This window comes from Leptolyngbya sp. Heron Island J, assembly GCF_000482245.1.
Classification (GTDB): Bacteria; Cyanobacteriota; Cyanobacteriia; order Phormidesmidales; family Phormidesmidaceae; genus Leptothoe.
Window position 1 is genome coordinate 1 of sequence record NZ_AWNH01000084.1, and the last position, 21,709, is coordinate 21,709.

The window sequence follows — 21,709 nt, forward strand, 5'->3', positions numbered from 1 at the left end:
CAATCAATTCTCTTTTTTTGTATCCATGCTCATGACAGGATTTCCCTCGTCTGTATACTGCTTACGCAAGGTGTCAATGTTCTCGAATTGCTCATTGCGTTGGGGATGACTCGCCCCGGTTGCCAAGGTCTTGCGAGCTCGACGACGACGATAGTGATGTTTCTTGAGCAACTGGTCAACCACGGTTACACTGACATCTATCTGCTCGGCTTGAAGTAATTCAGCAATCTTCGGACGACTCAGATTCGTCCATTTCACGGTCTCATCTACTGGAGAGCCTGCGGTGTGATGCTCCATCACTTTCAAAAAAGCGGCATCGAGGCCATCGATGACATCAAACGCTGATTTGCGACCACCGCCACCACGGCGAATGCTCGGTTCCTCTAGATGGGCCCCATCATCCTCAAGTTCAGCCATTCCAGCCTTAATCGTGCGATAGTCACAGCCCAATACTCGACTGATATAGGCAATCCCTCCATGACCTAATTTGACTGCTTCAATGCCCGCATAGCGACGACGATCTTTTTCTGACAGTGACTGGTAATAACGCTGCATCTGGACTTCGATTTCAGCAGAATAGGACACAAGCATTGGTTCTCTGAAACTACCTATTTTTTAGGCTATCCTACCTGTGCAAATGTGGATACTATAAAATCCTTATTCCTATCAACCTGCCAGTGATTCTTGGGAAGTCAATACCTATGACACACTACCAACGATTGGTTTGGCTGATATACCTGTTGTTAATATAGGGCTTGAAGTTTTTAAGGCTCTTTATGAACAGCATCCACCATCAATTTTCGGGATCCGTCAACGAGAGGGACATGAGATTATTCTTTTAGAAGATTCGACTATCGATTCTACTCCTATGAATCTCAATCTGTTCAAAAATGATGAGTATTTTGAGGCAATGTTGAGAGCACAGCAAGAAATGACGGCACTATTTCTTGAGCAGGATGCACCTGAAGAAGAGATTCCCGAAGCAGTGATTCAAGAAATGCAAGCTTTTCTATCGGAAGCTTTCGACTCATCTTTAGTTTCCATGTTGCCTGTGCAGAAGAATGTTCATAGCGGTGTGTATGTAATCCCTCTGTCTAGGGAGTTCCTAGAGGAAAGTGTGATGGCAGAGATGACACCTTTTATGAATCTCCTCGACTATGGGTTGCAGTTTATGAATTTCTCAGGATACTTCAATCCAGGATCATTCCAGAATCTTATTATGGACCAAGAAAATCAAATCGCATCGTTCAACGCAAGTGTTTCTCTTGGCAACGTAGAGATTGACGGCAGAAAGACGGATGCGATTTTGAACAATATCGGATTTATTGTCACGGGTCACGAGCGCGCCATCTTTGTCAATCTGATCTATCTGTCCGTGGACAATATAGCAGTGTACGAGTCTCTCCAAGATTTTCTCGAATCGCTTCGGTTTACAGGATGAAAAAGCTGCTTTTGTATGAGGATGCAGCCCTGTCAAACACCCCTGCTCCACCAATATTCAAAACCCCTGACGCCATTGGCTCAATTTCATGCAGATGCCAGAAGTCGGCCCCGATTAAAACGCCTAATATCCTCCCAGCAAAGGCAACAGCAGGCACTTGATCCCCGCTGCTAGCTGCGACCATTCGCTACAACGGCATCGAGTAAACTACTCAAATTCGTGATTCGCTGACGCAGGCGTTGGTTAGCTGTTCGTTGAGAACCAGTTTGGAGCTTGAGAGCTTGAGAGCGCAGCAATCCTATATTTTTCCGTAGTTCCGGTTGCTGACACCAATACTCGTAGGCAGGCATCGCCACCCTGTTCAGAAAATCCACCCAACGTTGAGTAATCGCTTGCGGCGTATAGGCTTGAGCCCGCTGATACCCATGGGCAACCATCGCCTGACGCAAATTTGAATTATCCCGCAAACGGACTAACTGTTCCAGGACCTGGGATAGGGAATTAACCTCTAGATAATCAAGCGAACTCTCACGTTCTGCCCAGTAGGCACTATCACGACCTAAAATAGCCGGAACCCCAGCTAGCCAGGCGTTATACAGTTTTGTTGCTGGCTTGTTGCAAAAATTTTGAGTTTGCCAATGCATCCGGGGGTCAAAACTGCGAACAGCGACGATCACATCAATATCACGGTAATCATGCCACCGATTATCGACGCTTTCTGCACCGTTTTCTCCACTACAGACCGGTCGCCACTGTAGCCCTAATTGAACCAGTCGTTCTTGCCAAATAGGGGACTGGAACTCTGGATCAAGGCTGTTTGGGTGACCGACAAAGGCAACGGTTTCAAATCGGTCTTGCCGCTCAGCATCACGGGGGAGTAGCCCTGACTGCGGCCAATGGGGCATAAACACTCGACAATGGGAAGCTTCCACCGGATTTTGGACCACATGCAACTGCGCATGGACATGGGGATGGGCTTCTGACTTCAGGCAGATGAATAGCTGTCGAGGGCCTGGTTTTAATGATGCCCCTTGCAAAACATTGCTGTGAAACAACACAATGCCCTCATCTGGGATGTGTTGGCTCAGTTCACAAGCAAACCCAGTTTCTTTCAATCGTAGATAGGTTTGCAGTGTCCAGGCATAAATGTCTAGCCTAAACCCAGGCCAGTTATCATTCACGTGCTTTGGCCAAGTGGTTGGCCAGAACGGCTGCGGCAAATAAAAGACGATCTTGGGTTTGGCCCTAGAAACAATGTTTGATCTAGCCGTGGGAACGATATTGGGTCTGGTCATGGGAGTTACCCTTTAGAGACGCTGGTGCTAGTCATAAATGTTGGCAGAGGTAAGCGGGATAAAACGGATCACGCTATGGACTAGCACGGTTCGTTACAGGCTGTAATAATTCTGTGGCATGCAGTTACTTAGTTTTAAGAATATGCATCACTGGCTAGACTCTATAGGAAGATAAAGCACAGTGCTTGTTCGGCCCTTCTGCCGGTAGAATAGAAGGGCTGAACAAGACAATAGACGCTAGCTCAGGTGAACTTTGGCAGAGCGCCTAAAAGACCTGTGGAATATATAGCTCTTCCGGCAGCGTATGGCGATCATAGTCTGTGTTGAACACCCGCTTGGGGAGCTGGATGGTTTCCTGAGGTACTTCAGTGTACGGCACCTGGGTTAGCAGATGCTGAATGCAGTTTAGACGTGCTCGTTTCTTGTCATTTGCTGGCACAACCCACCAAGGAGCCTCAGGAATATTCGTCCGGGCAAACATCTCCTCTTTGGCTGCGGTGTAGTCTTCCCAGCGAATCCGAGACTGTAAATCCATAGGGCTCAACTTCCACTGTTTCAGCGGATCATGAATGCGCATTAAGAAGCGCAGTTGCTGCTCATCATCCGCAATGGAGAACCAATACTTGATGAGGATGACGCCAGAGCGCACTAGTATCCTTTCGAATTCAGTGACATCGCGGAAAAAAGCTTCCACCTGCTCAGGGGTGGCAAAGCCCATGACACGTTCTACTCCAGCGCGGTTGTACCAAGAGCGATCGAACAATACCATTTCTCCACCGGAGGGAAGGTGGGGAACATAGCGCTGAAAATACCACTGGGTTTTTTCACGCTCAGTCGGCTTCGGTAAAGCTACAACACGACAAACACGAGGGTTCAAACGCTGAGTAATTCGTTTAATCACCCCACCCTTGCCGGCAGCGTCTCGTCCCTCGAAAATGACGGCAACTTTTGCTTGGGTGTCTTGAACCCAGTCATGCAGCTTGATCAGCTCTGCCTGCAACTTGAGCAGATTTAAAAAGTACTGCTTTCGGGGCAGAGTCTCTTTATGCTTCTCTTGATAGATTTTCTTGATCTCTAGGGAGAGTAAGGCCTCTTCGAGCTCAAGCTCATAATCTTCATCAAGGGTATCTTGGAGTTCAGCCTCCAGCCAGTCATTTTCCATTTGTGGATTATCACTCAGTGTCACGGTATTGCTCCTGTGGTTATCTAAAGGAAAACTGCAGTCTCCGAGACCTGCAAATCGTGGCAAAAATCTCACCTTTCACCGTAATGGATTTTGACGAAGTGGTCCCAAATATTTCCCCGTCATTCCTATGCAGGGGTGAAGTCATAGAGATGGGATACTACTATGTCACGTGTTAGTTCTGTTGTCTCCATGTCAGGGGTCTAGAAAATGCAAGCGATTGTTCAGACTGAGTATGGTGCTCCTGATATTTTGCAATTGGTGGATGTAGCCAAACCTGTGCCTCAGGATAATGAAGTCCTGGTGAGCATAAAGGCGGCTTCAGTGGACGCGGGCATCTGGCATTTAATGCGGGGTACGCCGTTCCTGATTCGGTTGATTTATGGTGGTTTGCGGCAGCCCAAATACTCAGTTTTGGGGAGTGCGATCGCAGGTGAAGTTGAGGCCATTGGTCAGGCTGTTACCCAATTTTAGCCGGGAGACACCGTATTCGGAGACTTATCAGAAAGCGGATTTGGTGGCTTCGCGGAGTATGTCTGCGTGCCAGCCACGACCCTCGCACCCAAGCCCAACAATTTGACCTTTGAGGCAGCGGCAACTGTGCCGGTATCTGGCCTAGCAGCACTGCAAGCGCTACGCGATGTTGGTCAGGTGCAGGCAGGCCAGCGGGTTTTAATTGTGGGAGCGGCTGGCGGTGTAGGTTCCTTTGCCGTCCAAATTGCTAAAGCTTTCGAAGCTGACGTGACAGGTATCTGTAGCTCCCAAAAAGTAGAGATGGTAAGACATCTGGGTGCCGATCACGTCATTGACTACACCCAACCGGATGTGACCCAACCGAGTCAGCCCTATGACCTGATCGTAGATACAGCGGCCTATCGGTCTTTCACAGACTATTTGCCAGCATTGAAACCAGGCGGCACCTATGTGATGGTAGGCGGCTCTACATCAGCCTTCTTTCGGGCGATGCTGTTGGGGCCTTGGTTGGGTAAGCGACAACAACGCCAGGTAAAGTGTCTCACCTCCCAACCCAATCAAGAGGATTTGCTAACGTTGAAGCAGCTTGCCGAAACTGGCAAGGTGAACCCGTTTGTCGATCGCACCTATCCTTTGAGCCAAGTCCCCCAGGCCATTCACGCTCTGGAGCAAAGACAGATTAAAGGGAAAGTCGCGATCACCATTTAATCTGTCCCCTAACAGGGTTCTTGCCGGGTGACAATCAGCCGCCTTTTGCTCAGCCTGCGGACTGCAACCCATACACATAGCTCTAGCAGGCAGAAATAGAAATGAGGCCAGCATCGTAACTAAGGAATGAGGATGCAATTCGGGCCTAATTGTGTAATGAGCGCTATGGCATTTGCAACGTCTAAGCATCCAGGGTGTGTTAGGGTAATAAGCTGCAACTTAGTTCCGGTCTATTGTTGCAGCCTTGGCACTTGTTGACCCAAGTCATCCAACGCAAACCATACGTTTATTGCTCTTAAGACTGGTCCCAGCATTGCATTTGGGTTAGGGGCACATTTAGGAGCTACTAAAACCCTATGACATTTGAGACACTCGGTCTTGCTGCCCAACTTTTACGTGCTGTGGCTGAGGAAGGCTACACGGCAGCAACTCCGATTCAGGAGCGGGCGATTCCTGCCATTTTGCAAGGAAACGATATTTTCGCCAGTGCTCAGACGGGTACAGGTAAAACAGCAGGGTTTACCTTACCCTTGCTACAACGCCTCAGCAGCAGCACTCCTACCAAAACCCAACGAGCCCCGCGTGCCCTGATTTTGACTCCCACCCGTGAATTGGCGGCTCAAGTCAACAATAGTGTCAATACTTACGGCAAATACCTGCCAATTAAATCAGTGGTGGTGTTTGGTGGCGTCGGCATTGTGCGCCAAATTAAAGCATTGAAGCAGGGGTGTGACATTGTGGTCGCAACTCCAGGTCGCTTGCTGGACCATGTTAGTCAAGACACGATCGATCTATCTCAGATCGAGATGCTGGTGCTGGATGAGTGCGATCGCATGTTGGACATGGGGTTCATCCATGACATTCGCAAGATTTTGGCACAGCTGCCTGCATCACGGCAGACCCTGATGTTTTCCGCCACATTTTCAACTGCTATCCGCAAACTAGCAAGTACGCTGTTGCACAATCCAGTGCAGATTGAAGTTGCCCCCCGGAACACGGCGGCTGAACAAGTTGAACAACTCGTGTATCCTGTTGATCGCACGCGTAAGCGAGAACTGCTCTCCTATTTAGTCGGCTTTAACAATTGGCAGCAGGTGCTTGTCTTCACCCGCACCAAACATGGTGCCAATCGTCTGGCCGAACAATTGGCTAAAGATGGCTTGAAAACAGCCGCCATTCACGGCAACAAAAGTCAGGCCGCTCGTACGCGTGCCTTACGAGACTTTAAGCAAGGTCAGGTTCGGGTACTGGTTGCCACCGATGTTGCCTCACGGGGATTAGACATTGACCAACTTCCCCATGTCGTCAATTTTGAATTGCCCAATGTGCCGGAAGACTACGTACACCGTATTGGTCGAACTGGACGGGCTGGCAATGAAGGTCAAGCCATTTCCCTAGTCTCCAATGATGAACAATCTCTGTTAAAGGGAATTGAAAAGTTACTTAAGCGCAAACTCACCCAGTCTGTCCTTCCGGGGTATGAGCCAACGGCTGCCCCTAATCAGGGAGAGCAACCAAAGCGTCAACGCTCTAAGTCACGTCGGAGAAATTACAATTCATCCAACACTCAAGCACGCTCGGCTCAGGGTAAAAAGTCCCCCACTGGTAACCGCCGTAAACGGCTACGTAAGGCTTAATTCACAAACCGTTTAGAAAAGCAGGCAGGTTTCAAGAAGCAGGCTACTGGTTAGGAATCAAATTGAGGCGGCTCAATGCAACTGATATAAAGCTTTTGGGTCAGATCTGACGCTAAATATGATAGTTAAGTTAGGCAGACGAAGAAACCCTGAGGTGATGATGGCGAACATACTTTTCATTGCTGGGCCTGGTTCCAAATATAGTCTCCCGGATGCGCCCGCAGGATTTTTTGATGGCTTGTGGCATGGTTTGATCTTGCCGATCACCTTTATCATCAGCCTGTTTGATTCTGATGTCAGGATCTACGAGATCAACAATTCTGGACTCTGGTATGACTTTGGCTTCGTCCTCGGCGCGTCGTCGTCGCTGGGCGGCGGCGGCTCGGTAGTGAATGGGCGTTAGTGTGATGTCCTTATTCAAAGGATCTGTTGGCTCACCATCCCCAAAGACGAACTCTCGCTATCCCTAATGGCTTCTGCGCTAAGATCGTGCAGAACTATAACTGCATTGACATGGTGCAAGCACACTTAGAGAAAAACGCCTCTCTAGTCAAGGATTGGGCCAGAGGTTACGAATCCCAAGTCAATGAATATAGCTATTGGCTCGATGAAGTTGAAGGGATGATTCCCTTGGAACTTCAGGGGACACTCTTCCGCAATGGTGCTGGCAGATTAGAGATCAACGGACAAAAGATCGGGCATCCTTTTGATGGGGATGGCATGGTTTGTTCCATTGCTTTTAATCAGGGTCGTACCTACTTCAAAAACCGATATGTCCGCACTGAAGGCTATCGCAAAGAACAAGCAGCTGGAAAAATACTGTATCGAGGGTTTGGCACCCAAAAACCTGGAGGGTGGCTTGCTAATATCTTTGATACTAATTTCAAAAATGCAGCTAATACGAACGTTATTTATTGGGGTGATAAACTATGGGCCATGTGGGAAGGCGGTCACCCTTACCAGCTCGTTCCTGAAACATTGGAAACTATTGGCGAAGACAGTCTTAATAGTTTATTAGAGCCCAATCAACCCTTCTCCGCTCATCCTAAAATCATCAACAATCATTTTGTTAACTTTGGGGTTAAGGGAATTACATCCCAAACCTTAACTATTTTTGAGCTAGACAACCTTGGCAATAAATTAAAACAGTATTCCCATCCCTTAACAGGGTTTGCATTTTTGCACGATATGTTGGTAACAGATAATTACTGCATATTCATGCAACATCCCTTTCAAGTGAAAGGATTACCTTTCCTACTTGGGTTTAAGACGATAGAGCAGTGTTTTGAATTCAACCCTAAGCAACCGACCAAAATCATTGTAATTGCTCGCCATGGAGACCATAATCTAGAGATATTAGAAACAGAAGCTTTCTTTGGCTTTCACCATGGCAATGCCTGGGAGAAAGATGGAAAAATATATTTAGAATCAATTTGCAGTCAATCTTTTCCTCAAACGCAACAAGCGGAGTTAGCGTTAGAAAAAACTGACTTTGATCATTTCCCTAAGGGAGAACTATGGGAGTTTGAGTTAGACTTGGCTCAAAAGGCCGTAAGTCGTCGCAAAATTGAGACAAGAGGGTGTGAATTTCCTGCAGTGAATCCGATGTGGATAGGGAAAGAGCATCGTTATCTTTATATGAGTGCATGTGACAGTCCAACGGCAAGTGGTCCCCTGCAAGCCATTCTGAAACTAGACAAAGGCTCAGGAGAAAATCAGCTATGGAACCCAGCTCCGAGAGGATTTGCGGGTGAACCTATTTTTGTCCCTCGCCCTCATGGCATTGAGGAAGACGATGGATGGTTAATTTCCTTGGTTTATGATGCAGCGATACATCGATCTTATGTAGTTATTTTGGATGCGAAAGATCTTGATAATGTAATTGCGAAGTTACATCTTGAACATCATATTCCACACGGATTTCACGGAAATTGGATACCTAAAGTATTCGTTTAATCTATTGCGAAAGAGATTAGCCTTAATATTCACTCTTCTCCAACTTGCTAAGGGAGCTGCGGCAAGACCCTTGAATAATATCTTCAAGCCAAGCGACTCGGTTACCGGGATTAGGATGGGGGCTGAGAAATTCTGGCGGATGTCCGCGAGATCAAGTTGCTGCTCGGTCAGCTAAGGTTAAGCTTGGTGTTAGTTCGTCAGGAGCCAGCAGACATATGAATGTTGAACGTAAGAATTATGCTCACCTCGATACGCCTGTCGGTCCATATGTTCATGCTGTGAGCTATAACGGTTTGCTGTTTCTATCAGGCTTAACGGCCTTTAATACACCAGCACAAAATCAGGGCCTCGCAACCCAGGCTCAAGTAGTTTTTGATCAGATCAAAAGCATACTTGACGCCGAAGGGACTAGCTTTAAGGATCTGATCAAGGTGACAATATTTGTGACGGAATTTGATGGGGTTGAGCAGCTTAGAAATGTCTTATTCAGCAGCTATGAAAACAATCTACCTGCTAGCTCATTAGTGCAAGTTAAGAGTCTTTTTGCCCCAGAATTAAAGATAGAGGTTGAAGCTGTCGTGGCTCTCACTCATTCATAATACAGTGAAGCAAAATTGATCAAGGTACTGTATGCAGAGACTGGCGTTGAATTGTCTCCCAGTGCTGAGGTGACATCCTATCGAACCAACGGTGGCTTTTTTGGCTACTGGAGCGGTTTTTTAAAAGCTGACGTGGACTGTCAGGATATGGCATCGCTCAGCAAATTATCGGGATATCTTTTTGATCGTCAAACGCCGTTTGCAGTCAGCTCAGCTCCTAAGGTTACAAAGCTAGATGTCTAGCAGCAATCGCGTTTCACGATTTCAGTCGGGTCCTAAGTTGTTGAATACAATGCTGGTAGTGGATCTAGGCAATCAATTTATGCTTTAGATGAAAAAACTGCACTGTATACTACCACTACTTTACAACCGATTAGATAGTTGGAAATCTGCTGCGATAACAATAGCTTCGCATTGCACACGGGCATAGACTGGAGATACTGTTTCCAATCGGTCAATGGTTCGATCTTGTTAATGTGAGCTGGGAGCGATCGCACTTCTCAATAGAAAATGCGATCGCATAGCCTTAACTCATGCGCACCTTCGTAGTCAAAATCACCATGACTTCATTGGGTTGCCCGGTGGGTAGTGGACGGCTCCAGTCGTTGGGTTCAGCGTAGTTGAGCTTATGCAGCTGTTTGATGGTGATCTGCACAAAACTCAAGGTGCCAAACAGCATGTGTCGACCGTGTTCGTAGGCGTAGTCTGGCAGCAGCGCAGGCTGGTATGTGGGCGCATCTGCGCCCTGAGTTGGGTCTTGAAACATGGTTCTGGGTCTCCGATATGGAACAAGGAAAGCCAGAACCTAACTCCCTAGCCCCCCACGACGTATTGCAAATCGCAGAGGGTAGGGCATAATATCCCAATCCCATGGATTGCTTCGGAATCTGTGGGTAGCCATCGGCTAGGTGTCGCTAGCACCTGCCGATGGTGCCAAGTCATTAGGTTCTAGTGGAACAGCTGCACTAGCAGCATTGGGTAACTTTAGAACGCTCACCAGACTTTCGTCAAGCTATTGATGAGCTGTGTAATACCTTCACTGAGGAATTAATTTGTTGGAAGTATTGGCATGTATCAGGTATAAGTTCTGTAAATAGAGGGTGTCATCTCTCAAACGTGCCAGTTACTACACAAGAGATGTTGATAAAAGATGTTTCGAAATAAAAGAATAAAGTAATTCAAGTCCTTATATGTCGATAGATTCGAGCTTTGCTGCGGGGATTTTCTTAAAATCCTTGGCTACTAGTGCTTTTAGTCCGATCAGTTCTTATGTTGCAACAAGTTTATAGAAATGCAATTTGGCTATAATCTCTAATGAACTCATCTCTATCCAAGTTCGCTCAAATTTATGGTTGATATCAATCAAGAACGCTTAAATCGTCTGTACCTTTTGGAAAAAATTTATGATGAGAGTGGTGGAGATGAAAATTGTCCTGTAGGCACCCAACACATAGCTCGTGAATTGGGCTGGGATTTCAACGATTTAGATCGGGCTATGCAGTATCTTAAAGGCGATGGCTTGATCTCTTATAAAAATTTTCTTGATAACGCCAAAATTACTCATCTTGGGATCAAAGAAATTGAAAATGCAAGAACGAACCCTGATAAGCCTACTGAGCATTTCCCACCTTTCAATCTCATATATGTTGAAGGTAATGTAACAAATTCTCAATTGCAGCAGGCAACCTCACATAGTCAACAGACCCTCACAGTTGAAGCGCTACTCAAAGATTCAATTCTACAAACCCTATCTGAAATTAAGGCTTCTGTTAATGAATTAGGGCTAAAGGATCAAATCGAGAACGACTTGATCGGTGAAATTGAGACCATTGAGGCTCAGTCTAAAGTTTCGAAATCGAAAAAAGGTGTTATTACAGCATCTCTTGAGGCTATTCGCAGTATTTTAAAGGGAACAGTTGAAAAAGCAGGAGCAGCAACTCTTGCGGCGCAATTGCCCCATTGGATTTCACAGATTAGTGACCATCTAAAACATTTAGGACATTAATTGCCTCAAAATTTCTCGATAGTTCATCCTGCCGCGATTGTCGTAGCTGTCAAGAATGTCCCCCAGAGATGTAAGGGCGACGATAGTTTGGTATCTTAATCTGGTTTTATCATGGAAGCTAAAATATCCAAATTTATGGGTGATGCTGATACAGACAGTGCGTTATCCGTACCCTACCCGGTTTGCGATCGCATCTGCCATGCCTAATTGTGATTTTTTTGCCTACGGCGACGACCACCGTGTGATACTTGAGCACATCTTTAGGACGATGCCCTGTCGCATCTTTGAGCTGGCCTCCGAGGTTGATACCGAACTCGCAGAATTTCACTCGCTGGCTGATATTGAACACCGATATCAGATTAACGATTGGTCGCATGACCAACACCAGACACTGCACCTGCAACTCTATGCCGAAGGTGCAGACGGTTACGTCAATTTCCGGCGCGTTGACTTGAATCCCAAAAAATGTGACGGTGCCACATACCGTTATTCCTGTAACGGCTGGGGACTAATCCAGCTCTATCTCGAATCGCCGCGCAACAGCATCCTGCGCAATTCCCACACCAACCACAACTCAGAAACGCGGGCTCACAATTGGGCTACGACATATCCCGACATGGGTGATCCAGCCAGCTGGAACTGGGCGGTGGTGAATTCTTTCTCGCGTAAGCTGAATCGTTTTATCCGCAATTCTGGAGTCGAAAAACGGGGTTCTCGTGTGATTCTTCCCCATACAGCATTGTTGCTTGCCTCACAGAGGCTTACACTATTGGGATAGCGCCATCTCCAGTCCTGTCTACCCCACATAAAAATCGGCATCAGGCAGCTGGCCCTGGAGTAATTTAGGATTTACCTGCATCAGTGATTGGTAAAATACCTCCAGCTCGGGACGGGCCTCTACAGCCGGTACGAATTCAAATAGATTGGTTTTGAGAGATTGTTCGAGGATGGGGGCAGGGGTATCCATATATTTAGCACCCAGCTCGGCTGCATCCGTAGGATTTTGTTGAATCCAGTCCAGGGAGTTGCGGAGTTCTGTTTGGATCATTGTTACCACATCGGGACTGTTGTCCACTAAGCTACTGAGAGCAGAAATGCCGGCCTGGGGAAAGCGGGCGGGTTGTCCGGTTACCTGACTCCAGGTTTGCTTAAAGTCTAAGCTATAGAATAGTTCTAGATCCTGCTGCTGGGCTTTAGCAACAACATTACTGGCATGGGGTTCAGCAAATACGCCCACGTCCCCTGCGCCTGTTAACAACAGCTGAGCGGTGCTTTGAAAGTCTTGGGTAGATTGAATGGTGAGGTCCTGGTCGGGCTGCAGCCCTGATTGGGTGGCGAGAAAGCGGAAAATCATTTCTGGCATGCCTCCCTTGAAAGGAATCAGGACTGTTTTACCGCGCAGATCTTCCCACTGGCCAAGCGCTCCATCGGCTGAGAGGACATAAATGTTGCCCCACACCATCACATTCAGTAGCTTAATTGGGAGGTCTTGGCGGTAGAGCCCTGCTGCCAGCAAGGTGGGATTGGCGGTGATTTGTCCCTGTCCTGAGGCCAGCAAGGCTTTTATTTGGTCATGATTACGCACAGAAAAGAATTCTATCTCTGCGATCGCATCCTGCAAACCACTGCGTTCAATCAAATAGGCCAGGGGAATGGTTAGCAAAATGGGCGATCCGCCTATACCGAGGGACGTGAGGTTGCTAGTGGTGGTAGTCGGTCGTCCGCAGCCAGCGGTAATCGATAACCCCAGGCTGGCAGTCATGAATTGGAGAAACTGACGGCGATCGCAAGTCATAGAGTAACACTCCTGATAGTTGAGACATTGACGGAGGTGAGATTAAAACTGGCGGCAATTTCAGGCAGGGTCTGGAGCTCTGATAGAGTTTGGTAAATGTAAGCTGGATCACGTTGATGGGGAGGCCGCTGATTACACCAGCGATAGACAATGCGGGCCGGACACTGACAAAGCACCATCAGGTGATCCGCCATTACCGAGGCTTCTGTCAGGTCGTGGGTGACTAAAACAGCGGTGGCTTGCTGCTGCTGCACCCAGGTCACCACCAGCTGCTGTAGCTGCTGGCGCGTACCGATATCGAGGGAACTAAAGGGCTCATCCAATAACAGTAGCTGCGGATTAATCGCAAATGCCCTGGCCAAATTGACCCGCTGTTTCATGCCGCCACTAAGCTGAGGCGGATAGAGAGAGACCGCCTCAGCTAGGCCGACGGTTTTTGCTAGCTGGTAGGCCCGCTGCAGCCGTTGTTGTCGGCTGATCCCTTGAGCTTTTAAGCCCAGGGCAATATTCTCAACAACGGTATACCAAGGAAAGAGGCGAGGTTCTTGGAAGACGTAGGCGGTCCCCATGGGGGTGACGTGAACAGTCCCGGCCGTTGGCGACAGCAAGCCTGCCATCACATTAAGCAGGGTGGTCTTGCCACAGCCGGACGGTCCCATCAGCCCGATAATTTGGCCCGGTTCAGCGCCCAGGTGAATGGCTTCTAAAATTAGCCGGGAGCCGTAATAGTGATGGATATTGTCTAGCAGTTGTACCATCGTTATCCTCCCAGGTTGTTGGCTTGCTGCCAGGGTAAAATCTGCCGCTGTAGCCGTCGCAGCAGGGTATCCGAGGCGAGGACGAGACCAATGGTAATCACGATCCAGGCCATGACTTCAGCTGTGTCTAAATTGGCGCGGGCGGTATTCATTTCGGCTCCAATGCCCGTGGGGGTGGCCAACACTTCGGACATAATCGACACGCGCCAGGCAAGACTCAATCCGGCCACCAGGACCGGCAGCAGCCGCGATATGAGATGGGGCCAATAGAGGGACTGAAACCGGGATGTCCCGGAGAGCTGATACACCTGGGCGACGTCTACCAGGCTAGGGTCGAGGGTAATTACCGCATCGGCCACCCCGGCAAACACTATTGGCCCCACTGTGATCGCCACGGTAAAAATTGAGTTGGCGTTGCCCAGACCAAACCACACCATTGTTAAGACTAACCAGGCGATGGGTGGGGTACCCAGCAGGGCAATGGCAATTGGGGTCAGGGCCGGACGCACCCAAGACTGACGACCTGTGGCCAGTCCCAACAGACCGCCAATGCCCAGAGCCAAGATAAATCCAACTAGAACATGCAGGCTGGTGGCAGCGATCGCATCCCACAGGCGTCTTTCTAAGAGGAGCGATCTCAACACAACAGCGACCTCAACCGGCGGCGGCAAGATCACCCGACTATACTGCTGTGAGGCCCATTGCCAGACACCCAGCACCAGCGTCAGTGACCCCACCCCCCAGAGGTTGGACCGTAGCCGCGTCAACGTTTTCAAGACATCAGGTGGATTGGATAGCATGGCCTAACTAAAACTGAAATACGGTACGAAGACTACCCAGCCAAATGGTGTCATTGTCGCTGTTGTTTTCAGGATTAACCAACACAACAAAACCTGGAATTAAAGAAATATTTGGACTAATGCGATAGCGGTAAAACGCCTCCAGATGCCAGGTAGCATCCTCTTCGTCAGGACCGCCATCATTACTTAAAACCCGAGGTGGTTGTCCCACTAATACCCCACCAAAATGACCTTTCCCGCCCAAATGAGGCAGCCCCAGTGTCACCGCCCAATTGAGCGACGTGGCGTCATCGCCATCACTCACTGCCCCCCTGTCCGATTCAGCACTGGCTAAACTCAAACCAGCCCAGCCAGAAAGTATTGCATCTGCTCCCAGTTTTACGCTGGATTGCAGCCCAAAATGATTGGCTGATGTTGCAATGTTGTTGCCAAATGGAGCATTGGCTAAGCGACTGCCTGTGCCTGCCGCCACCGCCACTTCCCCCGATGGATAGTAAGAACGGGCGTAGACTGCCCCGAGTTTCACGGTATCAGTCGGTCGAAAATCCAGCTGGGCCAGCGCCGTATAGCCGCCACCAAACAGCCCCACCTCCGAGTTAGCCGTATCATCGCCCCGGGCTATATATCCGGCGGAGAGGGTGAGGTCAGAACTGAGGTCATAAACTCCGGTGATGCCGGTACCCAGTGCTCCCTGATAGTAAATTGGATTAAATCGGCCAAAGCGGGAGACAGCTCCAGAAATCGGATTGGCAAAACCGGGATTAAAGGTGCTGGAGACATTCGCCTGGTAGGCTCCGCGGGTGGCATCAATGTGTAGACCTAGGCGATCGCTAACGGGAAAGCGATAAAACAACTTGCCAATATCAAAGCTATTATTCGTGTCACGGTCAAACGTCAGTCGGGTCATATTTGTGCCAGTGACCGGTGCGTTTAACCGAGTTGGGTTCAAGGCATCCAGGCGAATTTTCAGCAAGTCCTGGCCGGTAAAGCTAGTGTTGAAATTCAACCGGGCTCGACTGCCAAACGTCATTGCGTCGGGAAGGTCATCGCCACTACCATTAGCTTGCTCATTGCCAGCCAGTTGTTCCAGAGAAAAGATGACTTCGCTACGTAGACGGGTAGTGGTTGAAAAACTGTTGGCAGCCAGGGCGGCAGCGTCGGCTTCCAGTTCCTCAAGGCGGGTTGCTAAAGTGGTTAACTCCTGGCTAAAGGATGTCTGCAGTCGCTGGATAGTGGCCATATCGGCCTCAGATATGATGCCTTCTGCCATGAGAGCGGTGACCTCTGATAGACACGTCTCTAAAAGAGCGGCAAACTCGTAGCGAGTCATAGTGCGATCGCCCCTAAAGGTGCCATCGGGATAGCCTGCCACACAGCCATACTGCTCCACCAGCCGTTGCAAAGCGCCATAGGCCCAATCGGACGGCAACACATCGGACAGCTCATTCACCGTGATAGCTTCGCTTAGCCTATAAGTAGCGGGCTGTAACACCTCGGCAGGGGCGACAGCCTCCTCTGACACAGTCAACGCCGCTGAGGCGTCTACATCCTGCACCTCAGCGACTGTCGCCCAGGCTCCCTGGCTGCCAATGCTGATAGCAGCAATTGCCCCTGCCCCAAACTGTTTCCAAATCTTCATGCAGCTCTATCAACCAGCGAATAATTCCCTGAGGATTATGTTGGAAGAAAAATGCAACTATGTCGTGAATGGCCACAGCAGACATGCTCCTATCCTCAGATTCTGCTCAATGTAAGCACTGAAAATAAGTCATGTTTCTCAACTAGAGATTGAATTTAGATTTGTGTAGCAATAATTTGTTGTCTGACAGGGTGTCTTTTGACAATTCTTTTTTTAGACGCTAGTAAGCGGTCAGCATCACTCATCCACCCATCGACAGCCTCAACCTGGGACTTTATGTTTGGTCAATCCCCTTAGCTCTACCGTGAATGCCGCTTCACTGCACGTTTATTCGCCACTTTTCTGGTCAGAAAACATCGTCCGCCACATGTGCATGAGTACAGCTGTCTGCTCAGGCTTTTCGGCTTCTGGGTTAATATAGTTCAACATTGTTTCGGCATTAGAAACCACTGGCTTCGTTTCAAATCCGTCTCGTTCCACAAACATTTTTTCAATCACGCCGTCTTTCACTAGCATGGAATAGCGCAAAGAGCGGTAACCCATGCCTTTACTAGAAAGGTTGACCATCATCTTCATCTCGCGGGTAAAGTCACCGTTGACATCGGGAATAAAGCGTATCTGATCGGCTCCTTCTTTTTCTGCCCAAGTTGCGAGTGAAAACGGATCATTGACCGCAATGCAAAGGATATCATCCACACCGTTGGTGCGAAATACCCTGGCATACTGGTTGTAGCCTAATAGTTGAATCGGAGAATAAGGATAGGTAAAGGCTCCCGGTACTGCAAATACCACCACGGTTTTACGATCAAAGAGATCTGCTGTCGAAAGCTCGTACCACTCTCCCTCAGCAAACATTCGAAAGGTGACTTGAGGAACCCGCTGGCCTTCACGATTGAATACCACTTTCCTAGCTCCGTACTTGTATTCAACCTGTCTAAAAGACAACGCTCCAATATACCCATAAATATGCAGCCGCTAACCAGAGCAACAGGTCGTCGCCTAGCAGTTCAAAAAACTCTAAAATGAAGAGAACTCCACGAAATAGTTGACAGGTTGATTCATTCATGGTTTATTGGCTTCCACCTGCGTTCAGAATTTTTTGAGGTTTGTAGAGCCTCCTCTGAACATTGGAGGAGGCTCTGCTCAAAACCCCTTACAGCCCTATGGGCTCAGACTAAGCGACATCAAAGCGATCAAGGTTCATCACTTTAGCCCATGCCGCGACAAAGTCTTGCACAAACTTTTGCTGTGAGTCCTGACAGCCATAGACTTCAGCGATGGCTCGCAGCTGCGAGTTGGAACCAAAGACAAGATCAACACGGGTACCTGTCCACTTGACTGTGCCTGTTTTGCGATCGCGCCCTTCAAACACGTCTTCAGCCTCAGAAACCGCCTTCCATGTCGTGCCAATATCAAGCAGGTTCACGAAAAAGTCATTGGTTAATGTCCCTGGCCGATTGGTGAAAACACCCTGTTGGGCCTGCCCGACATTTGCATTCAAGACGCGCATGCCACCAATTAGAACGGTCATTTCAGGTGCGCTCAGCGTTAACAACTGCGCCCGATCCACCAACAACTTCTCTGCCGGTATGGTAAACAGACCTTTAGCATAGTTGCGGAAACCATCGGCAATCGGCTCAAGGACAGCAAAGGACTCCACATCTGTTTGTGCCTGGGATGCATCCGTGCGTCCGGGCTTGAAGGGGACTTTGACATCGTACCACCCGGCATTCTTTGCAGCCTGCTCAATCCCTGCACAGCCACCCAGCACAATCACATCGGCTAAAGAAACTCTTTTGCCACCGGATTGCGAGTTGTTGAAAGTGCTTTGGATTGCCTCCAGAGTCTGCAGCACAGTTGCTAACTGTTCCGGCTGGTTGACTTCCCAATCCTTCTGGGGGGCAAGACGAATGCGCGCCCCGTTCGCACCACCACGCTTATCAGAGTCACGGAACGTGGATGCCGATGCCCAGGCCGTCGAGACTAGTTGAGAGACCGTGAGACTCGATGAAAGAATCTGTTGCTTTAGAGCTGCAATATCGGTCTCATCAATCAGTTCATGGGTGACTGCAGGGACTGGATCTTGCCATATGAGTTCCTCCGATGGCACCTCAGCACCGAGGTAACGGGCACGAGGCCCCATATCGCGATGAGTGAGCTTGAACCAGGCACGGGCAAACGCATCGGCAAACTGTTCTGGATGCTCAAGGAAGCGTCGCGAAATTGGCCCATAGATTGGGTCCATTTTCATCGCCATATCCGCCGTGGTCATGATCGGCGCATGTCGTCTTGATGGATCGTGTGCATCGGGCACGGCATCAGCCGCCGCGCCATTCTTCGGAACCCACTGATGGGCACCAGCGGGGCTTTTAGTCAGATCCCACTCATAACCAAACAGATTTTCAAAGTAGTTGTTATCCCACTTAATTGGATTCGTGGTCCATGCACCTTCGATACCACTGGTTGTTGCATGAACACCGACACCACTGCCAAAGCTGTTCTTCCAGCCTAAGCCCTGTTCCTCTATGTGAGCCGCTTCTGGCTCAGGACCCACAAGTGCCGCATCACCCGCGCCATGGCATTTACCAAAGGTGTGTCCACCCGCAACGAGGGCAACAGTTTCCTCATCATTCATCGCCATCCGTCCGAAGGTTTCACGAATGTCCCGACCCGACGCGATCGGATTGGGTTGACCGTTTGGCCCCTCTGGGTTCACATAAATCAGACCCATCTGCACAGCACCCAGGGGATCTTCAAGTTCACGATCACCTGTATATCGCTTGTCGCCCATCCACTCGGCTTCAGCACCCCAGTAAATGTCTTCTTCGGGTTCCCAAATATCTTCACGTCCACCGGCAAAACCAAATGTCTTAAATCCCATGGACTCTAGGGCGCAGTTGCCAGCGAGGATCATTAGATCGGCCCAAGAGATTTTTCTTCCATACTTATGCTTAATCGGCCAAAGCAATCGACGAGCCTTGTCAAGATTGCCATTGTCAGGCCAACTATTGAGAGGCGCAAAGCGTTGGTTGCCGGTAGCTGCACCACCTCGTCCGTCGCCAATGCGGTAGGTGCCAGCGCTGTGCCAAGCCATCCGGATAAAGAGTGGACCATAGTGACCGTAATCAGCGGGCCACCAATCCTGAGACGTTCTCATCAGGTCAAAGATGTCTCTCTTCACGGCATCTAAGTCGAGACTTTTGAACTCTTCAGCATAGTTAAACACCTCACCCATGGGATTTGATTGGGGGGCGTGCTGGTGGAGAATTTTCAGGTTTAACTGATTTGGCCACCAATCTCGATTAGACGTTCCAGTGCCTGCGGTAAATTTAGGAGCCCCACCCGAAAAGGGACATCCGCCGCTTGCAGTTTTGCTACCTCTAGCATCCATTAGATCGCTCATGTTGTCTCCTATATTGTGTGTAGTGCGATTTTTTTGACGTTCTACCGATCTACCAAAGTAGGTAAGAAAAAACTGAATCAAATTGCTGGTTATCAGCATGAATCACAAGATGATCTAAAACAATAATAATCCTTATTTTCTAAGAAAGGTCAACTTCTAAAAAACTTAATTTTATAGGTTTTTTCCTATAAAAATTAAGATAAAAATACCTTTGATTTTAGTGATAATTCTTCTTTCTTTTGATTTGATCTAGTAAGTGATTCCTGAAGAATATAAATCTTCGAAACCATCGACTTTCAATCTAATGTGATTGCTAATTGCCTATATTTATTAGCGATTTTATAGATTCTAAAATTGGCTTCTAGCTCTATCTGAAGAATACTTATCTTGCATAAAAACCTTGATTTCTGGGACATAGCTTTCATTTCTCAAAGATTTTCAGTCTGAAACTACAGCTAGCATGCTGACATTTAACAGGTTTGAAATGCTGCATGTTTTAGGTTATTTAAAAGGCATTTAATTCGCAAGGAAATACTAGTAGAGTGATTTTTTTAGTTGATATCAGTCGCAATCGTGTGGATATATTTGAAATTTGACCATCCAGCCTAAACGATTGAAAAACTGAACTAATCTATCTATCGTAAAGCGGGTAAAGTTGCCATTAAACAGATGGGACACCTCAGGTTGCCGGATAGCGAGCAATGTTGCGAGTTCCCTTTGCTTTAGTCTTTTCTTGATTAGAATCTTACGTAATTCATGACCTAACTCTGTACGCAGATCTAATGCAGCTTGACTATGCCCCGCTCGTGCCGAGTTACGCGTGGTCTGGGTAATAGAACCTTTCTTCACGTGTTTCATCATGATCTTTTATCTAGCTCCTAAACAACCTGACGCTTAACGAAATACTCCTACTCAAACTCAAAGCGGCTGATACTGCCCTAGAGTCAACCTGATGAATTTAAGATGTAGTCCTATTTAAGAATAATTCTAACTTAAGAGGAAATCAATAAGTTTATTTACTCATTTACCCCTATGCAAGCAACCTACTGGCGGTGATCTCAGGTTCTTCCTTGTATACATATCTAGGAGATCTACTGGAAATTAGCTCCATGCTTTGCATTAGCCCACTCTACGAGAAGCCCCTCAGGCGTCTACATCCTAAATCCTTCTCCCCCAGGGAGAAGGATTTAGGATGAGAGCTCGATATCTTGAGTTATCCTTCAATTTATGGATACACGGTAGCTCCCATAAGAGAACAAGAGTTTTAATAAGTCTCAAGCTGAGCGAGCAAAGATTTTTGTAAAGCTAGAAGCAAATTTTTATCCTCGCTGGAATTAATTTTTTCGAATAATTTGAAAGCCTTGAGGTATATCTGCTTAGCCCTATATGAATGATGCGTTATTTCATACACGCGAGCTATGTGGAAGAAATTCAGCACTTCGAAATATTTTGCTTTTTTACAGTCTGTAAGAGAAAGAGAAGTCTGAAGAATTTCTATACTGGCTTTATGGCAAGCGATCGCAAATAAGTACTGTTTACAAGATGCATAAACATTAGCCATATAAAAGAGAGTGATCGCTTCATTGAGCAGATCACCCATATGTTGACAACTTTCAGTAACTTGTTTTAATAGCTTGAGAGCTAAGCGAGGATAATTTTGGTGATAATAGGCCATAGCCACATTGGACAGGGCCGGAATTGCTAGAGCCTCAGATTTAAGTTGCCAGAACGTATGAATAGCTGCTGTACATGAATGCTTTTGTGCTGTAACATCACCCCGTAATCGATATAGTTCACTCAGATGGTTCAAAAGCCTACCGGCGTTGAGATAGTCATTTTCTTGCTCAAAGATAGCTAATGCTATCCGGTATTGTTCAAAAGCGAGATCAATTTGACTCAAATGCAAATGTAGAATGCCTAGAGTCCAGCAATGGTAAGCAGAAGAATCCATATTTGATAGTGAGCAAACTTACGCCATAGAGCACTAGGGGCAGCACGGTAGCGTTAACTATCTCG

The 21,709-nt window shown here is 47.9% G+C and carries 24 protein-coding genes; 9 read left to right on the forward strand and 15 right to left on the reverse strand.

Features of this window, described 5'->3' with window-relative positions; genetic code table 11:
- Positions 1 to 3: 3 nt before the first annotated feature.
- The gene (locus tag N836_RS62865; protein WP_023075077.1) at positions 4 to 591 is read right to left on the reverse strand and encodes an ISAzo13-like element transposase-related protein; all 588 of its coding nucleotides are present in this window, start codon (positions 589 to 591) and stop codon (positions 4 to 6) included.
- A 133-nt stretch (positions 592 to 724) separates the two neighbouring features.
- Between N836_RS62865 and N836_RS0139010 the strand changes: the two genes are divergently transcribed.
- The gene (locus N836_RS0139010) at positions 725 to 1,441 is read left to right on the forward strand and encodes a hypothetical protein (RefSeq protein ID WP_031293709.1); all 717 of its coding nucleotides are present in this window, start codon (positions 725 to 727) and stop codon (positions 1,439 to 1,441) included.
- Here the strand turns inward: N836_RS0139010 and N836_RS62870 are convergent.
- From N836_RS62870 to ppk2, 3 genes are all read right to left on the reverse strand, one after another.
- Positions 1,431 to 1,625 (reverse strand): DUF1614 domain-containing protein, encoded by a 195-nt coding sequence (locus tag N836_RS62870; protein WP_023075079.1) that lies wholly within the window; start codon positions 1,623 to 1,625, stop codon positions 1,431 to 1,433. The two genes, N836_RS0139010 and N836_RS62870, sit on opposite strands and share 11 nt — an antisense overlap.
- On the reverse strand, positions 1,612 to 2,736 hold the full coding sequence (locus N836_RS62875) for a glycosyltransferase (RefSeq protein WP_023075080.1): 1,125 nt from the start codon (positions 2,734 to 2,736) through the stop codon (positions 1,612 to 1,614). Before N836_RS62875 ends, N836_RS62870 begins: the two co-directional genes overlap by 14 nt.
- A gap of 265 nt (positions 2,737 to 3,001) precedes the next feature.
- Complete coding sequence (gene ppk2, locus N836_RS62880) at positions 3,002 to 3,922, reverse strand: polyphosphate kinase 2 (protein ID WP_235071147.1); 921 nt, start codon at positions 3,920 to 3,922, stop codon at positions 3,002 to 3,004.
- A gap of 207 nt (positions 3,923 to 4,129) precedes the next feature.
- Here ppk2 and N836_RS77670 point away from each other — a divergent pair, with 207 nt between their 5' ends.
- The 3 genes from N836_RS77670 (at position 4,130) to N836_RS62890 (ending at position 6,738) form a co-directional block, all read left to right on the forward strand.
- Positions 4,130 to 4,393: an alcohol dehydrogenase catalytic domain-containing protein gene (locus N836_RS77670; RefSeq protein WP_023075082.1), complete on the forward strand. Its 264-nt coding sequence runs from the start codon at positions 4,130 to 4,132 to the stop codon at positions 4,391 to 4,393.
- A 66-nt stretch (positions 4,394 to 4,459) separates the two neighbouring features.
- Entirely contained in the window at positions 4,460 to 5,101 is a 642-nt protein-coding gene (locus N836_RS62885) for an NAD(P)-dependent alcohol dehydrogenase (RefSeq protein ID WP_023075083.1), read from the forward strand.
- 356 nt (positions 5,102 to 5,457) lie between these two features.
- On the forward strand, positions 5,458 to 6,738 hold the full coding sequence (locus N836_RS62890) for a DEAD/DEAH box helicase (protein ID WP_023075084.1): 1,281 nt from the start codon (positions 5,458 to 5,460) through the stop codon (positions 6,736 to 6,738).
- Positions 6,739 to 6,868: 130 nt separating this feature from the next.
- Here the strand turns inward: N836_RS62890 and N836_RS76715 are convergent, their stop codons facing one another.
- Positions 6,869 to 7,159, reverse strand: coding sequence for a hypothetical protein (locus N836_RS76715; protein WP_161635018.1), 291 nt, complete (start codon positions 7,157 to 7,159; stop codon positions 6,869 to 6,871).
- 92 nt (positions 7,160 to 7,251) lie between these two features.
- Between N836_RS76715 and N836_RS62900 the strand changes: the two genes are divergently transcribed.
- The 3 genes from N836_RS62900 to N836_RS62910 all read left to right on the forward strand — a co-directional run bounded on the left by N836_RS62900 (position 7,252) and on the right by N836_RS62910 (position 9,536).
- Entirely contained in the window at positions 7,252 to 8,694 is a 1,443-nt protein-coding gene (locus tag N836_RS62900) for a carotenoid oxygenase family protein (RefSeq protein WP_023075086.1), read from the forward strand.
- Between the two features lie 215 nt (positions 8,695 to 8,909).
- Positions 8,910 to 9,293 (forward strand): RidA family protein, encoded by a 384-nt coding sequence (locus N836_RS62905; protein ID WP_023075087.1) that lies wholly within the window; start codon positions 8,910 to 8,912, stop codon positions 9,291 to 9,293.
- 15 nt (positions 9,294 to 9,308) lie between these two features.
- The gene (locus tag N836_RS62910) at positions 9,309 to 9,536 is read left to right on the forward strand and encodes a hypothetical protein (RefSeq protein WP_023075088.1); all 228 of its coding nucleotides are present in this window, start codon (positions 9,309 to 9,311) and stop codon (positions 9,534 to 9,536) included.
- A gap of 283 nt (positions 9,537 to 9,819) precedes the next feature.
- Here the strand turns inward: N836_RS62910 and N836_RS62915 are convergent, their stop codons facing one another.
- Positions 9,820 to 10,059, reverse strand: coding sequence for a hypothetical protein (locus N836_RS62915; RefSeq protein ID WP_023075089.1), 240 nt, complete (start codon positions 10,057 to 10,059; stop codon positions 9,820 to 9,822).
- A 582-nt stretch (positions 10,060 to 10,641) separates the two neighbouring features.
- Between N836_RS62915 and N836_RS62920 the strand changes: the two genes are divergently transcribed.
- The gene (locus tag N836_RS62920; RefSeq protein ID WP_023075090.1) at positions 10,642 to 11,298 is read left to right on the forward strand and encodes a hypothetical protein; all 657 of its coding nucleotides are present in this window, start codon (positions 10,642 to 10,644) and stop codon (positions 11,296 to 11,298) included.
- Positions 11,299 to 11,497: 199 nt separating this feature from the next.
- Complete coding sequence (locus tag N836_RS62925) at positions 11,498 to 12,076, forward strand: hypothetical protein (RefSeq protein ID WP_031293715.1); 579 nt, start codon at positions 11,498 to 11,500, stop codon at positions 12,074 to 12,076.
- Positions 12,077 to 12,094: 18 nt separating this feature from the next.
- Here the strand turns inward: N836_RS62925 and N836_RS62930 are convergent, their stop codons facing one another.
- The 9 genes from N836_RS62930 to N836_RS62960 all read right to left on the reverse strand — a co-directional run bounded on the left by N836_RS62930 (position 12,095) and on the right by N836_RS62960 (position 21,644).
- The gene (locus tag N836_RS62930; RefSeq protein ID WP_023075092.1) at positions 12,095 to 13,093 is read right to left on the reverse strand and encodes an ABC transporter substrate-binding protein; all 999 of its coding nucleotides are present in this window, start codon (positions 13,091 to 13,093) and stop codon (positions 12,095 to 12,097) included.
- Positions 13,090 to 13,851 carry an ABC transporter ATP-binding protein gene (locus N836_RS62935; protein ID WP_023075093.1) on the reverse strand — a complete coding sequence of 254 codons (762 nt, stop codon included), beginning with the start codon at positions 13,849 to 13,851 and terminating at the stop codon, positions 13,090 to 13,092. Before N836_RS62935 ends, N836_RS62930 begins: the two co-directional genes overlap by 4 nt.
- Before the next feature lie 2 nt (positions 13,852 to 13,853).
- On the reverse strand, positions 13,854 to 14,651 hold the full coding sequence (locus N836_RS62940) for an ABC transporter permease (RefSeq protein WP_023075094.1): 798 nt from the start codon (positions 14,649 to 14,651) through the stop codon (positions 13,854 to 13,856).
- 7 nt (positions 14,652 to 14,658) lie between these two features.
- Complete coding sequence (locus N836_RS62945; RefSeq protein WP_023075095.1) at positions 14,659 to 16,290, reverse strand: iron uptake porin; 1,632 nt, start codon at positions 16,288 to 16,290, stop codon at positions 14,659 to 14,661.
- 327 nt (positions 16,291 to 16,617) lie between these two features.
- On the reverse strand, positions 16,618 to 17,193 hold the full coding sequence (locus N836_RS62950) for a redoxin family protein (protein WP_023075096.1): 576 nt from the start codon (positions 17,191 to 17,193) through the stop codon (positions 16,618 to 16,620).
- A 31-nt stretch (positions 17,194 to 17,224) separates the two neighbouring features.
- Positions 17,225 to 17,356, reverse strand: coding sequence for a hypothetical protein (locus tag N836_RS77940; RefSeq protein ID WP_023075097.1), 132 nt, complete (start codon positions 17,354 to 17,356; stop codon positions 17,225 to 17,227).
- A 108-nt stretch (positions 17,357 to 17,464) separates the two neighbouring features.
- On the reverse strand, positions 17,465 to 19,693 hold the full coding sequence (gene katG, locus N836_RS62955; protein ID WP_081716950.1) for a catalase/peroxidase HPI: 2,229 nt from the start codon (positions 19,691 to 19,693) through the stop codon (positions 17,465 to 17,467).
- A 561-nt stretch (positions 19,694 to 20,254) separates the two neighbouring features.
- Positions 20,255 to 20,554 (reverse strand): helix-turn-helix domain-containing protein, encoded by a 300-nt coding sequence (locus N836_RS78245; protein ID WP_023075100.1) that lies wholly within the window; start codon positions 20,552 to 20,554, stop codon positions 20,255 to 20,257.
- 403 nt (positions 20,555 to 20,957) lie between these two features.
- Positions 20,958 to 21,644: a hypothetical protein gene (locus N836_RS62960; protein ID WP_023075101.1), complete on the reverse strand. Its 687-nt coding sequence runs from the start codon at positions 21,642 to 21,644 to the stop codon at positions 20,958 to 20,960.
- Positions 21,645 to 21,709 lie beyond the last annotated feature (65 nt).

Bases quoted from the DNA above. Each gene is read 5' to 3' on its own strand.
- N836_RS78245 (WP_023075100.1), bottom strand. From the start codon at position 20,554: ATGATGAAACACGTGAAGAAAGGTTCTATTACCCAGACCACGCGTAAC.
- N836_RS62925 (WP_031293715.1), top strand. From the start codon at position 11,498: ATGCCTAATTGTGATTTTTTTGCCTACGGCGACGACCACCGTGTGATA.
- N836_RS62890 (WP_023075084.1), top strand. From the start codon at position 5,458: ATGACATTTGAGACACTCGGTCTTGCTGCCCAACTTTTACGTGCTGTG.
- N836_RS62945 (WP_023075095.1), bottom strand. From the start codon at position 16,290: ATGAAGATTTGGAAACAGTTTGGGGCAGGGGCAATTGCTGCTATCAGC.
- N836_RS62870 (WP_023075079.1), bottom strand. From the start codon at position 1,625: ATGGTCGCAGCTAGCAGCGGGGATCAAGTGCCTGCTGTTGCCTTTGCT.
- N836_RS62930 (WP_023075092.1), bottom strand. From the start codon at position 13,093: ATGACTTGCGATCGCCGTCAGTTTCTCCAATTCATGACTGCCAGCCTG.
- N836_RS62940 (WP_023075094.1), bottom strand. From the start codon at position 14,651: ATGCTATCCAATCCACCTGATGTCTTGAAAACGTTGACGCGGCTACGG.
- N836_RS62900 (WP_023075086.1), top strand. From the start codon at position 7,252: ATGGTGCAAGCACACTTAGAGAAAAACGCCTCTCTAGTCAAGGATTGG.
- N836_RS62865 (WP_023075077.1), bottom strand. From the start codon at position 591: ATGCTTGTGTCCTATTCTGCTGAAATCGAAGTCCAGATGCAGCGTTAT.
- katG (WP_081716950.1), bottom strand. From the start codon at position 19,693: ATGAGCGATCTAATGGATGCTAGAGGTAGCAAAACTGCAAGCGGCGGA.
- N836_RS62920 (WP_023075090.1), top strand. From the start codon at position 10,642: ATGGTTGATATCAATCAAGAACGCTTAAATCGTCTGTACCTTTTGGAA.
- N836_RS62935 (WP_023075093.1), bottom strand. From the start codon at position 13,851: ATGGTACAACTGCTAGACAATATCCATCACTATTACGGCTCCCGGCTA.
- N836_RS62875 (WP_023075080.1), bottom strand. From the start codon at position 2,736: ATGACCAGACCCAATATCGTTCCCACGGCTAGATCAAACATTGTTTCT.
- N836_RS62905 (WP_023075087.1), top strand. From the start codon at position 8,910: ATGAATGTTGAACGTAAGAATTATGCTCACCTCGATACGCCTGTCGGT.
- N836_RS77940 (WP_023075097.1), bottom strand. From the start codon at position 17,356: ATGAATGAATCAACCTGTCAACTATTTCGTGGAGTTCTCTTCATTTTA.
- N836_RS62960 (WP_023075101.1), bottom strand. From the start codon at position 21,644: ATGGATTCTTCTGCTTACCATTGCTGGACTCTAGGCATTCTACATTTG.
- N836_RS62915 (WP_023075089.1), bottom strand. From the start codon at position 10,059: ATGTTTCAAGACCCAACTCAGGGCGCAGATGCGCCCACATACCAGCCT.
- N836_RS77670 (WP_023075082.1), top strand. From the start codon at position 4,130: ATGCAAGCGATTGTTCAGACTGAGTATGGTGCTCCTGATATTTTGCAA.